The sequence below is a fragment of the Pseudomonas sp. MRSN 12121 genome (assembly GCF_000931465.1).
Taxonomy (GTDB): Bacteria; Pseudomonadota; Gammaproteobacteria; order Pseudomonadales; family Pseudomonadaceae; genus Aquipseudomonas.
Genome location: NZ_CP010892.1, coordinates 5,947,804 through 5,960,475, shown reverse-complemented (window position 1 = coordinate 5,960,475; position 12,672 = coordinate 5,947,804). Strand labels below are relative to the sequence as shown.

Genomic DNA, 12,672 nt, shown 5'->3' with positions numbered 1-12,672 from the left:
CGGAGGAAGGGGGAGGAGGGCGAGAGGAGGGGGCACACCCCGCGCCAGGCGCGGGGCGATAGCCGGTTTATCAGACTTTGCGGACGAACTCGGATTTGAGCTTCATCGGGCCGATTCCGTCGATCTTGCAGTCGATATCATGGTCGCCATCGCACAGGCGGATGTTCTTGACCTTGGTGCCGACCTTGACCACCAGCGAAGTGCCTTTGACCTTCAGGTCCTTGATCACGGTGATGGTGTCGCCGTCTTGCAGGATGTTACCGACCGAGTCCTTTTTCACGGCTTCATCGGACGCGGCCTCGGCTTCAGCGTTGGCGGACCATTCGTGGGCGCATTCCGGGCAGACCAGCTGGACGCCGTCTTCATAGGTGTATTCGGAATTGCATTTCGGGCAGGGTGGCAGCGTGCTCACTAAGACTCCTCGGTTTCAGGAAGGCTAAAAAAGCGCACATTATATAAGGTTTTGTTGGCGCAGGGGTGTTGCGAGGGGGATTTGCGCAAAACGTCAGCAACAGGCACGCGCCTGCGCAGCCCTCGGGGCGGCAGGAGCGTGCTTGTCGGTAAGGGGGATCAGTGCGTGCGGGCTACAGCGAATTCGCTCAGTTCCACCAGCGCATCACGGTATTCGCTTGGCGGCAGGGCTTCCAGGCAGGCGATGGCGCGAGCGGCGTAATCGCGGGCCAGACGTGCGGTGTATTCCAGCGAACCGGAGGCTTCCACGGCCGCGCGGATGCTTTCCAGGTCTTCGATACCGCCTTTCTGGATCGCCTGGCGTACCAGCGCCGCCTGTTCCGGCGTACCTTCGCGCATGGTGTAGATCAGCGGCAGGGTTGGCTTGCCTTCGGCCAGGTCGTCGCCGACGTTCTTGCCCAGGGTCTGCGCATCGCCCTTGTAGTCGAGCAGGTCGTCGACCAGCTGGAAGGCTACGCCCAGGTGATCGCCAAAGGTGCGCAGGGCTTCGCTCTGCTCCTCGGTGGCGCCAGCCAGGGCGGCGGCGCTGTGGGTCGAGGCCTCGAAGAGCATCGCGGTCTTGCCGCGGATGACTTCCATGTAGGTTTCTTCGGTGGTGCTGGCATCGCGGACTTTCGACAGCTGCAGCACTTCGCCTTCGGCGATCACGCGGGTGGCCTGCGACAGGATCTTCATCACTGGCATCGAGCCCAGCTCGACCATCATTTCGAAGGAGCGCGAGTACAAGAAGTCGCCCACCAGCACGCTTGGGGCGTTACCCCACATGGCGTTGGCGGTCGAACGGCCGCGGCGCATGCCGGACATGTCGACCACGTCGTCATGCAGCAGGGTGGCGGTGTGCAGGAATTCGATGGTGGCGGCCAGCAGGCGCAGGTCGTCGCCTTCGCGGCCCAGGGCCTTGCCGCACAGCAGCACCAATAAAGGACGTAGGCGTTTACCTCCGGCGGAGGTAATGTAGTCACCGATTTTCGATACCAGCGGCACTCGGGAAGTCAGCTGCTTCTTGATGATGCCGTCGACGGCGTTGAAATCGTCCGCCACCGCGCGGTAGAAAGCTTGGGGTTGCATCAGCGACAGGTGCTCCAGAAGGGTTGCGCGGCATGCTAGGACCCACGTCCGGGGCTGTCAAGGCGCGATGGACGGCCACTTGCATCGCCTGGGCGGCTTGCGTACAATCGCGCACCCTGAACTTCCTGGGCAGCACCTGCCTTACGCAATTGCACTTGGGCCGTTCCAGCCCCATGCAGCCATGCCAGCCAATACCTCTTCTTATAAAGAGCTGGGTGAGCAGGATTATCGGAGAAATACCATGTACGCAGTAATCGTTACCGGCGGTAAGCAATACAAGGTCGCTGAAGGTGAATACCTGAAGATCGAAAAACTGGAAATCGCCACTGGCGAATCCGTGACTTTTGACCGCGTTCTGTTGGTTGCCAATGGCGACGACGTGAACATCGGCGCACCTGTTGTTGCTGGCGCAACCGTCAAGGCTGAAGTGATCTCCCAAGGTCGTCACGATAAAGTCCGCATCATCAAGTTCCGTCGCCGTAAGCACCACATGAAGCGTATGGGCCACCGCCAGTGGTTCACCGAGATCAAAATCACCGGTATTCAGGCTTAATTTCAGCCTAATTCCTCACTAGGAGAATTGAACTCATGGCACACAAAAAAGCTGGTGGTAGTACCCGTAACGGTCGCGACTCAGAAGCCAAACGCCTTGGCGTGAAGATGTATGGCGGCCAGGTCATCAAGGCCGGCAACATCATCGTGCGTCAGCGCGGCACCCAATTCCACGCTGGCTACGGCGTTGGCATGGGTAAGGATCACACCCTCTTCGCGAAAATCGAAGGCGTGATCAAGTTTGAAGTAAAAGGCGCCTTCGGTCGTCGTTACGTGAGCGTCGTCGCAGCCTAATTGCGCGAACGCTGGAAAAGCCCTGTCTTGCGACGGGGCTTTTTCGTTTGTGGGGTGAGTCTCTTGCAAAACTGTTTGTATGGGCTGCCAGCGCTGGAGGTTACGGCCGTTGATCGGGGTCGCTGCGCTCATTTTTGCAAGAGTCTTATGTCTTAGTGTTTTTCGGCTCGCCCATGCGGCGAGAGGCGTTTTGTTATGAAGTTCGTTGATGAAGTTTCGATCCGAGTAAAAGCTGGCGACGGCGGCAATGGTTGCATGAGTTTCCGTCGGGAAAAATTCATCGAAAACGGTGGTCCGAACGGTGGTGATGGGGGTGATGGCGGTTCGATCTTCATGGTCGCCGACGAAAACCTGAATACCCTGGTGGACTACCGCTATACCCGTCACTTCGATGCCGAGCGCGGCTCCAATGGCGGCAGTACCGATTGCACCGGCAAGAAGGGTGAAGACCTCGAGTTGCGCGTGCCGGTCGGCACCACGGTGATCGATGCCGGTACCCAGGAAGTGATTGGCGACCTGACCAAGGCTGGCCAGCGCTTGCTGGTAGTGCAGGGCGGTTGGCACGGCCTGGGCAATACCCGCTTCAAGTCCAGTACCAATCGCGCGCCGCGCCAGACTACGCCGGGCAAGCCGGGCGAGCAGCGCGACCTGAAGCTTGAGCTGAAAGTGCTGGCGGACGTTGGTCTGCTGGGCTTGCCGAATGCCGGCAAGAGTACGTTCATTCGTTCGGTTTCCGCTGCGAAGCCGAAAGTGGCCGATTATCCGTTCACGACTCTGGTGCCAAACCTGGGGGTGGTCAGCGTCGACCGCTGGAAGAGCTTCGTGATCGCCGACATTCCGGGGCTGATCGAAGGGGCTTCGGATGGCGCGGGCCTGGGTATCCGTTTCCTCAAGCACCTGGCGCGTACCCGCCTGTTGCTGCACCTCGTGGACATGGCGCCGCTGGATGAGAGCAGTCCGGCCGATGCCGCGGAAGTCATCGTCAATGAGCTGGTCAAGTTCAGTCCTTCGCTGGCCGAGCGTGATCGCTGGCTGGTGCTGAACAAGTGCGACCAGATCCTCGAGGAGGAGCATGAGGCGCGGGTCAAGGAGATCGTCGATCGCCTGGAATGGACCGGTCCGGTCTATGTGATCTCGGCCATCTCCAAGGATGGCACCGAGCGTCTGAGCCGCGACATCATGCGTTACCTGGAAGATCGTGCCGATCGCCTGGCGGCTGACCCGGCTTATGCCGACGAGTTGGCTGAGCTCGACCAGCGCATCGAAGACGAGGCGCGTGCGCAGTTGCAGGCTCTGGATGACCAGCGCGCCCTGCGTCGCAGTGGCGTGAAGAGCGTCCACGACATCGGCGACGATGATTGGGATGAAGAGGATGTGGATGACGAGGATGGTCCGGAAATCATTTACGTCCGTGATTGATTCGTTGCAGTAAACTACAAGCGCCGCTCATTGAGCGGCGTTTTAGTATCCGGAAAACGTAGTAAAGAAGCTTGGTATCAAGAAACGTAGCCACGAATAATTTATGGGCGCGCTCGGTCGCGTGCTCTCAAGCCAAGGTTGAAGAAGATGCGGAGTAAGGTGACGGGTGCGCAGCGCTGGGTCGTGAAGATCGGCAGCGCACTGCTGACGGCGGACGGCAAGGGGCTGGATCGCGCGGCAATGGGTGTCTGGGTCGAGCAGATGGTGGCCTTGCACGAGGCTGGCGTCGAGCTGGTGTTGGTTTCCTCCGGTGCGGTAGCGGCCGGTATGAGTCGCCTGGGCTGGACCGCACGACCGAGTGCGATGCATGAGTTGCAGGCGGCTGCGGCGATCGGCCAGATGGGGCTGGTGCAGGCCTGGGAGTCGAGCTTTGCCGAGCACGGCCTGCATACGGCGCAGATTCTGCTGACTCATGATGACTTGTCCGATCGCAAGCGTTATCTGAACGCCCGCAGCACCTTGCGGGCTCTGGTCGAGCTCAAGGTGATTCCGGTGATCAATGAGAACGACACCGTGGTGACCGACGAGATCCGTTTCGGCGACAACGACACCCTGGCAGCCTTGGTGGCCAACCTGGTCGAGGCCGATCTGCTGGTGATTCTTACCGATCGCGATGGCATGTTCGATGCGGATCCACGCAACAATCCCGATGCTCAGCTGATCTATGAGGCGCGTGCCGACGATCCGGCGCTGGATGCGGTTGCCGGTGGCACCGGTGGCGCGCTGGGGCGTGGCGGCATGCAGACCAAGCTGCGCGCGGCGCGCCTGGCTGCCCGTTCCGGGGCGCACACCATCATTGTCGGCGGGCGCCTGGAGCGGGTGCTGGATCGCTTGAAGGCGGGCGAGCGCCTGGGGACCCTGCTGTCGCCCGAGCGCGGCATGCTGGCGGCGCGCAAGCAGTGGCTGGCGGGGCATCTGCAGACGCGCGGCACGCTGGTGCTGGACGATGGCGCGGTGTCGGCTTTGTCCCAGGGCAACAAGAGCCTGCTGCCGGTAGGGGTCAAGCTGGTCCAGGGGAGTTTCCGTCGTGGCGAAATGGTGGTGTGCGTGGCGCCGGACGGACGCGAAATTGCCCGTGGGTTGGCCAACTACAGCGCCCTGGAAGCGCAGAAAATCATCGGTCAGCCTTCTGATGCGATTGTCGGTCTGTTGGGGTACATGGCTGAGCCCGAGCTGGTTCACCGTGACAACCTGATTCTGGTCTAAGGAAAAGCCAATGCGCGTAGCAAAAGGATTGTTGGGGTTATTGTTGGCGATGCCGTTGTTCGCTTCCGCCGAGGAAATCGGCCAGGTGTCGACGGTGTTCAAGTTTGTCGGGCCCAACGATCGCATCGTGGTCGAAGCGTTCGATGATCCGAAGGTGGAAGGGGTGACCTGCTACCTGTCTCGTGCCAAGACCGGTGGTGTGAAAGGTGGCCTGGGGTTGGCGGAGGATCGCGCCGAGGCCTCCATTGCCTGTCGTCAGGTGGGGCCGATCCGCTTCAAGGGCGAGCTCAAGGATGGCGACGAGGTGTTCAAGGAGCGTACGTCGCTGGTGTTCAAGACCATGCAGGTGGTGCGTTTCCTCGACAAGAAGCGCAACACCCTGGTGTACCTGGTCTACAGCGATCGCTTGATCGAGGGCAGTCCGCAGAATGCGGTCACGGCCATTCCAATCCTGCCTTGGGCGCAAACGCCGTAATCACCTTCGTTGCGGGCTCGCTCCGGGTTGCATTAAGGAGCGAGCTTGCGTGATGGTCCGTTGCTCACCTCGCCGGGCAATAAAACGCAGGCAATAAAAAACCGACCCTGGGGTCGGTTTTTCAACAAGCGTGTCGCTTAGGCTGCAGCAGCGAGCTTCAGAGCCTTGATATGGCCATTCAGGCGGCCTTTATGGCGAGCAGCTTTGTTCTTGTGGATGATGCCTTTATCGGCCATACGGTCGATTACTGGCACGGCCAGAACGTAAGCGGCTTGCGCTTTTTCGGCGTCTTTTGCGTCGATGGCCTTGACTACATTCTTGATGTAGGTACGAACCATGGAACGCAGGCTGGCGTTGTGGCTGCGACGCTTCTCAGCCTGTTTTGCACGTTTTTTGGCGGAAGGTGAGTTGGCCACCGTCGAGCTCCTCGAAAGACTTTTTGGGAAATAGCAAACAAAATAGGCCGCGAATCATGCCGATGAGTTGAAGGCTTGTCAAGGGCAGCTGATGCGTTCCGCTGAGTGGTTGGATCGGAAGAGGCAGGATATTTATTTCCGGCGCATGACCTGTAAACTCGCGAGCTTTGGCTCTGTGCTGTTGCGGCGCGGAGTATCGCACAAGTGGGCGCATTGTTCGCCTGCTGTTTATCCATAGGCAAAAACCTTTTCATGAACCTGCTCAAGTCGTTGGCCGCTGTCAGCTCTATCACCATGCTTTCCCGGGTTCTGGGGTTTGTTCGCGATACCATCGTCGCGCGCACGTTCGGTGCCGGAATGGCGACGGACGCCTTCTTCATCGCCTTCAAATTGCCCAACCTGCTGCGGCGCATTTTTGCCGAGGGGGCCTTTTCCCAGGCGTTCGTGCCGATCCTGGCGGAATACAAGAATCAGCAGGGCGAAGAGGCGACCCGCACCTTCATCGCCTATGTGTCCGGGCTGCTGACGCTGGTGCTGGCGCTGGTGACGGCGCTGGGGATCGTCGCCGCGCCCTGGGTGATCTGGGCAACGGCGCCGGGGTTCGTCGACACCCCGGAAAAATTCACGCTGACCACCGACCTGCTGCGCGTGACCTTTCCTTATATATTGCTGATCTCGTTGTCGTCGCTGGCGGGGGCGATTCTCAATACCTGGAACCGTTTCTCGGTCCCGGCGTTCGTGCCGACGCTGCTGAACGTCGCGATGATCGTCTTTGCCCTCTTCCTGACGCCCTATTTCGATCCGCCGGTCATGGCCCTGGGATGGGCGGTACTGGCCGGCGGCCTGGCGCAGCTGTTGTATCAACTGCCGCACCTGAAAAAGATCGGCATGCTCGTGCTGCCGCGCCTGAACCTGCGCGATACCGGGGTCTGGCGGGTGCTGAAACAGATGCTGCCGGCCATCCTCGGGGTGTCGGTCAGCCAGATCTCGTTGATCATCAACACCATTTTCGCCTCGTTCCTGGTGGCCGGCTCGGTGTCCTGGATGTATTACGCCGACCGGCTGATGGAGCTGCCTTCCGGCGTGCTGGGCGTGGCGCTGGGGACGATCCTGTTGCCGACGCTGGCCAAGACCTACGCCAACAAGGACCGGCATGAGTATTCGCGGATCCTCGATTGGGGCCTGCGCCTGTGCTTTATGCTGGTGCTGCCTTGCGCGCTGGCGCTGGGGATCCTGGCCGAGCCGCTGACCGTCTCGCTGTTCCAGTACGGCCAGTTCAGCGCCTTCGACGCCGTGATGACGCAGCGCGCGTTGGTCGCCTACTCGGTGGGGCTGTTGGCGATCATTGTGATCAAGGTCCTGGCACCGGGCTTCTATGCCCAGCAGAACATCCGCACACCGGTGAAAATCGCGATCTTCACCCTGGTCGTCACGCAATTGTTGAACCTGGCGTTCATCGGCCCGTTCAAGCATGCGGGCCTGGCGCTGGCGATCAGCGCTGGTGCCTGCATCAACGCCGGCCTGCTGTTCTATCAACTGCGCAAGCAGCAGATGTTCCTGCCGCAGCCGGGCTGGGGCAAGTTCGCCATCAAGCTGATCGTCGCGGTGAGTGTGATGTCCGCGGTGCTGGTGGGGCTGATGCAATTCATGCCGGCCTGGGACCAGGGGCACATGTTCGAGCGTTTCCTGCGCCTGGGCGCGTTGGTCGTGGCAGGGGTGGTGGCTTATTTCGGCATGTTGCTGATCCTCGGTTTCCGACTGCGCGACTTCAATCGCAAGGCGTTGCACTGAGGTGCCGGGGTACTTGAGTACCGGGCGGACGGTGGTTTTGTCGGTTCGAGCACTTTGGCGCGTGCTGTTGCCTGTCACCGGCCGTCGGGTGTGGTTATAATCGGCCACTTTATGAGCAAGAAGCGCGTTATGCAGCTGGTCCGAGGCCTCCACAACCTGCGCCCCCAGCATCGGGGCTGTGTCGCCACTATTGGCAACTTCGACGGTGTTCACCGTGGTCACCAGGCTATCCTGGGCCGGCTGCGCGAGCGTGCGCTTGAGTTGGGCGTGCCCAGCTGCGTGGTGATTTTCGAGCCGCAGCCGCGCGAATTCTTCGCTCCGGAGACCGCCCCGGCGCGTCTGGCACGTTTGCGCGACAAGTTGCAGCTGCTGGCCGAAGCCGGCGTCGACCGGGTCCTGTGCCTGGCGTTCAACCAGCGCTTGAGCAGGCTCAGTGCCACTGAGTTCGTCGAGACGATCCTGGTCGACGGCCTGGGGGTGCAGCACCTGGAGGTCGGCGACGATTTTCGTTTCGGCTGCGACCGGGTCGGCGACTTCGATTTCCTGCAAAAGGCCGGGGCCATTCACGGCTTTACCGTGGAAGCCGCGCAGACCGTCGAACTGGATGGCCTGCGCGTCAGCAGTACCCAGGTCCGCAACGCGCTGGCGGCCGCCGATTTCGTCCTGGCCGAGCGCCTGCTCGGTCGCCCGTTCCGCATTGCCGGGCGGGTGCTGCACGGACAGAAGCTGGCGCGCCAGTTGGGTACGCCGACCGCCAACGTGCAGCTCAAGCGCCGTCGTGTGCCGTTGTCCGGGGTGTACCTGGTGAATGTCGATATCGACGGCAAGACCTGGCCGGGCGTCGCCAACATCGGCGTGCGGCCGACGGTCGCGGGTGATGGCAAGGCCCACCTGGAAGTTCATCTTTTAGATTTTGCCGGCGATCTGTATGACCGGCGTTTGACGGTGGTTTTCCACCAAAAGCTGCGTGAAGAGCAGCGTTTCGCCTCTCTGGAGGCGCTGAAGACGGCGATCAACGCGGATATCGCCGCCGCCCGTGCCGAACTGGCACGTACCCCTAGCGCCAATCGCTAATGAAGAGCCTTAAATGACCGACTATAAAGCCACGCTAAACCTTCCGGACACCGCCTTCCCAATGAAGGCCGGCCTGCCTCAGCGCGAACCGCAGATTCTGCAGCGCTGGGACAGCATTGGCCTGTACGGTAAGTTGCGCGAAATTGGCAAGGATCGTCCGAAGTTCGTTCTGCACGACGGTCCGCCCTACGCCAACGGCTCGATTCACATCGGTCATGCGGTCAACAAGATTCTCAAGGACATGATCATCCGCTCGAAGACCCTGGCGGGCTTCGACGCGCCTTACGTTCCGGGCTGGGACTGCCACGGCCTGCCGATCGAGCACAAGGTCGAAGTCACCCACGGCAAGAACCTGTCCTCGGACAAGACCCGTGAGCTGTGCCGCGCCTACGCTTCCGAGCAGATCGAAGGCCAGAAGGCCGAGTTCATCCGCCTGGGCGTGCTGGGCGATTGGGCCAACCCCTACAAGACCATGAACTTCGCCAACGAAGCCGGCGAAATCCGTGCGTTGGCGGAAATGGTCAAGGGCGGTTTCGTGTTCAAGGGCCTCAAGCCGGTGAACTGGTGTTTCGACTGCGGCTCGGCCCTGGCCGAGGCGGAAGTCGAGTACCAGGACAAGAAATCCTCGACCATCGACGTGGCTTTCCCGATCGCCGACGAAGACAAGCTGGCCGCCGCCTTCGGCCTGGCCAAGCTGGGCAAGCCCGCTTCGATCGTGATCTGGACCACCACGCCTTGGACCATCCCGGCCAACCAGGCGCTGAACGTTCACCCCGAGTTCAACTACGCCCTGGTCGATGCTGGCGACAAGCTGCTGGTCCTGGCCGAAGAGCTGGTGGAATCGTGCCTGGCCCGCTACAGCCTCGAAGGCTCGGTGATCGCCACGGCGCCGGGTTCGGCGCTGGAACTGATCAACTTCCGCCACCCGTTCTATGATCGCCTGTCGCCGGTGTACCTGGCCGACTACGTCGAGCTGGGCGCCGGTACCGGCGTGGTGCACTCCTCGCCGGCCTACGGTGAAGACGACTTCGTGACCTGCAAGCGGTACGGCATGGCCAACGACGACATCCTCAACCCGGTGCAGAGCAACGGCGTGTACGCCTCTTCGCTGGAGTTCTTCGGCGGCCAGTTCATCTGGAAGGCCAACCCGGCCATCGTCGACAAGCTGACCGAAGTCGGCGCGCTGCTGCACACCGAAACCATCAGCCACAGCTACATGCACTGCTGGCGTCACAAGACCCCGCTGATCTACCGCGCCACCGCGCAGTGGTTCGTCGGTATGGACAAGCAGCCGACCAGCGGCAACACCCTGCGCCAGCGTGCGTTGCAGGCCATCGAAGAGACTCAGTTCGTCCCGGCCTGGGGCCAGGCGCGCCTGCATTCGATGATCGCCAACCGTCCGGACTGGTGCATCTCCCGCCAGCGCAACTGGGGCGTGCCGATCCCGTTCTTCCTGCACAAGGAAAGCGGCGAACTGCACCCACGCACCGTTGAGCTGATGGAAGAAGTGGCCAAGCGCGTCGAGCTGGAAGGCATCGAAGCCTGGTTCAAGATGGACGCCGCCGAACTGCTCGGCGACGAGGCCCCGCACTACGACAAGATCAGCGACACCCTGGACGTCTGGTTCGACTCCGGTACCACGCACTGGCACGTCCTGCGCGGTTCGCACCCGATGGGCCACGCCAGCGGTCCGCGTGCCGACCTGTACCTGGAAGGTTCCGACCAGCACCGCGGCTGGTTCCACTCGTCGCTGCTGACCGGTTGCGCGATCGATGGCAACGCGCCGTACCGCGAGCTGCTGACCCACGGTTTCACCGTCGACGAGAACGGCCGCAAGATGTCCAAGTCCCTGGGCAACGTGATCGCGCCGCAGAAGGTCAACGACACCCTGGGCGCCGACATCATGCGCCTGTGGGTCTCGGCTACCGACTACTCGGGCGAGATGGCCGTATCCGACCAGATCCTGCAGCGCAGCGCCGACGCCTACCGGCGTATCCGCAACACCGCGCGGTTCCTGCTTTCCAACCTGAGCGGCTTCAATCCGGCCACCGATATCCTGCCGGCCGAGGAAATGCTCGCGCTGGACCGTTGGGCCGTGGACCGTACCCTGCTGCTGCAACGCGAGCTGGAGCTGCACTACGGCGAGTACCGCTTCTGGAACGTCTACTCCAAGGTGCACAACTTCTGCGTGCAGGAGCTGGGCGGCTTCTACCTGGACATCATCAAGGACCGCCAGTACACCACCGGCGCCGACAGCAAGGCCCGCCGTTCGTGCCAGACCGCGCTGTTCCACATCAGCGAAGCGCTGGTGCGCTGGATTGCGCCGATCCTCGCCTTCACCGCCGACGAGCTGTGGCAGTACCTGCCGGGCGAGCGCAACGAATCGGTGATGCTCAACACCTGGTACGAAGGCCTCAGCGAACTGCCGGAAGGCTTCGAGCTGGACCGTGCCTACTGGGATCGGATCATGGCGGTCAAGGTCGCGGTCAACAAGGAACTGGAGAACCAGCGCGCGGCGAAAGCCGTGGGCGGCAACCTGCAGGCCGAAGTGACCCTGTACGCCGAAGACTCGCTGTCTGCCGACCTGGCCAAGCTGAGCAACGAGTTGCGTTTCGTGCTGATCACCTCCACCGCCAGCGTCGCGCCGTTCGTGCAGGCCCCGGCGGACGCGGTGGAAACCGAAGTCGCCGGCCTCAAGCTGAAAGTGGTCAAGTCGAGCTTCGCCAAGTGCGCCCGTTGCTGGCACTGCCGTGAAGACGTCGGCGTGAACCCCGAGCATCCGGAAATCTGCGGTCGCTGCGTCGACAACATCAGCGGCGCGGGCGAGGTTCGTCACTATGCCTAAGGCTGCGGGCCGTTTCGGCCGCCTGAGCTGGCTGTGGCTGAGTGTGCTGGTCCTGGTCATCGACCAAGCCAGCAAGCTGCACTTCGAAAGCTCGCTGACGATGTACCAGCAGATCGTGGTGATCCCGGACTACTTCAGCTGGACCCTGGCCTACAACACCGGTGCGGCGTTCAGCTTCCTGGCGGACAGCTCGGGCTGGCAGCGCTGGCTGTTCGCCCTGATCGCGATAGTGGTCAGCGCGGTGCTGGTGGTCTGGCTCAAGCGCCTGGGGCGCGACGACACCTGGCTGGCAGTCGCCCTGGCGCTGGTGCTGGGGGGCGCGCTGGGCAACCTGTACGACCGCATCGCCCTGGGCCATGTGATCGATTTCATTCTGGTGCATTGGCAGAACCGCTGGTATTTCCCGGCGTTCAACTTCGCCGACAGCGCCATCAGCGTGGGTGCGGTGATGCTTGCGCTGGACATGTTCAAGAGCAAGAAAACCGGAGAAGCCGTTCATGACTGAACAGGTATTGGCTGGGCAACGCATCGGCCAGAACACGGAAGTCACTTTGCATTTCGCATTGCGCCTGGAGAATGGCGACACGGTGGACAGCACCTTCGACAAGGCCCCGGCGACCTTCAAGGTCGGCGATGGCAACCTGTTGCCAGGTTTCGAAGCGGCCCTGTTCGGTTTCAAGGCTGGCGACAAGCGCAATCTGACCATCGAGCCGGAAAATGCCTTCGGCCAGCCGAACCCGCAGAACGTGCAGGTCATCCCGCGCTCGCAGTTCCAGGACATGGAGCTATCCGAGGGTTTGCTGGTGATCTTCAACGATGCGGCCAATACCGAGTTGCCAGGCGTGGTCAAAGCCTTTGACGACGCCCAGGTGACGGTTGACTTCAACCATCCGTTGGCCGGTAAAACCTTGACCTTTGATGTCGAGATCATCGACGTTAAGGCGCTTTAAAGGCATCGCGAGCAAGCTCGCTCCTACAGGGATCGCAGTTTTCCGTAGGAG

General features: G+C 61.5%; 13 protein-coding genes. 10 read left to right on the top strand and 3 right to left on the bottom strand.

Annotation, left to right across the window (positions count from 1 at the left end; all coding sequences use genetic code 11):
- Window positions 1-70: 70 nt before the first annotated feature.
- Both TO66_RS27110 and TO66_RS27105 read right to left on the bottom strand, forming a co-directional pair.
- The gene (locus TO66_RS27110) at window positions 71-412 is read right to left on the bottom strand and encodes a zinc ribbon domain-containing protein YjdM (protein WP_044465157.1); all 342 of its coding nucleotides are present in this window, start codon (window positions 410-412) and stop codon (window positions 71-73) included.
- Window positions 413-570: 158 nt separating this feature from the next.
- Window positions 571-1,539: a polyprenyl synthetase family protein gene (locus TO66_RS27105; protein ID WP_044465156.1), complete on the bottom strand. Its 969-nt coding sequence runs from the start codon at window positions 1,537-1,539 to the stop codon at window positions 571-573.
- A 241-nt stretch (window positions 1,540-1,780) separates the two neighbouring features.
- Between TO66_RS27105 and rplU the strand changes: the two genes are divergently transcribed.
- The 5 genes from rplU (at window position 1,781) to TO66_RS27080 (ending at window position 5,545) form a co-directional block, all read left to right on the top strand.
- Window positions 1,781-2,092, top strand: a complete 312-nt coding sequence (rplU, locus tag TO66_RS27100) for a 50S ribosomal protein L21 (protein WP_007924746.1) — start codon at window positions 1,781-1,783, stop codon at window positions 2,090-2,092.
- Between the two features lie 35 nt (window positions 2,093-2,127).
- Window positions 2,128-2,385: a 50S ribosomal protein L27 gene (rpmA, locus tag TO66_RS27095; RefSeq protein WP_003228360.1), complete on the top strand. Its 258-nt coding sequence runs from the start codon at window positions 2,128-2,130 to the stop codon at window positions 2,383-2,385.
- A 195-nt stretch (window positions 2,386-2,580) separates the two neighbouring features.
- Window positions 2,581-3,804: an Obg family GTPase CgtA gene (gene cgtA / locus TO66_RS27090; RefSeq protein ID WP_044465155.1), complete on the top strand. Its 1,224-nt coding sequence runs from the start codon at window positions 2,581-2,583 to the stop codon at window positions 3,802-3,804.
- Window positions 3,805-3,951: 147 nt separating this feature from the next.
- The gene (proB, locus tag TO66_RS27085) at window positions 3,952-5,070 is read left to right on the top strand and encodes a glutamate 5-kinase (RefSeq protein WP_044465154.1); all 1,119 of its coding nucleotides are present in this window, start codon (window positions 3,952-3,954) and stop codon (window positions 5,068-5,070) included.
- Window positions 5,071-5,080: 10 nt separating this feature from the next.
- Window positions 5,081-5,545 carry a CreA family protein gene (locus tag TO66_RS27080; RefSeq protein ID WP_044465153.1) on the top strand — a complete coding sequence of 155 codons (465 nt, stop codon included), beginning with the start codon at window positions 5,081-5,083 and terminating at the stop codon, window positions 5,543-5,545.
- Window positions 5,546-5,682: 137 nt separating this feature from the next.
- Here TO66_RS27080 and rpsT read toward each other — a convergent pair whose 3' ends face one another.
- Entirely contained in the window at window positions 5,683-5,961 is a 279-nt protein-coding gene (gene rpsT / locus TO66_RS27075) for a 30S ribosomal protein S20 (protein WP_009050949.1), read from the bottom strand.
- Window positions 5,962-6,213: 252 nt separating this feature from the next.
- Here rpsT and murJ point away from each other — a divergent pair, with 252 nt between their 5' ends.
- The 5 genes from murJ to fkpB all read left to right on the top strand — a co-directional run bounded on the left by murJ (window position 6,214) and on the right by fkpB (window position 12,621).
- On the top strand, window positions 6,214-7,752 hold the full coding sequence (gene murJ / locus TO66_RS27070) for a murein biosynthesis integral membrane protein MurJ (protein WP_044465152.1): 1,539 nt from the start codon (window positions 6,214-6,216) through the stop codon (window positions 7,750-7,752).
- Between the two features lie 129 nt (window positions 7,753-7,881).
- A complete protein-coding gene (gene ribF / locus TO66_RS27065; protein ID WP_044465151.1) occupies window positions 7,882-8,826 on the top strand; it encodes a bifunctional riboflavin kinase/FAD synthetase in 945 nt (314 codons plus the stop codon).
- Window positions 8,827-8,839: 13 nt separating this feature from the next.
- On the top strand, window positions 8,840-11,671 hold the full coding sequence (gene ileS, locus TO66_RS27060; RefSeq protein WP_044465150.1) for an isoleucine--tRNA ligase: 2,832 nt from the start codon (window positions 8,840-8,842) through the stop codon (window positions 11,669-11,671).
- Window positions 11,664-12,176 (top strand): signal peptidase II, encoded by a 513-nt coding sequence (gene lspA, locus TO66_RS27055; protein ID WP_044465149.1) that lies wholly within the window; start codon window positions 11,664-11,666, stop codon window positions 12,174-12,176. The genes ileS and lspA overlap by 8 nt, the downstream gene beginning before the upstream one ends.
- The gene (fkpB, locus tag TO66_RS27050; RefSeq protein ID WP_044465148.1) at window positions 12,169-12,621 is read left to right on the top strand and encodes an FKBP-type peptidyl-prolyl cis-trans isomerase; all 453 of its coding nucleotides are present in this window, start codon (window positions 12,169-12,171) and stop codon (window positions 12,619-12,621) included. Before lspA ends, fkpB begins: the two co-directional genes overlap by 8 nt.
- Window positions 12,622-12,672: the final 51 nt, after the last annotated feature.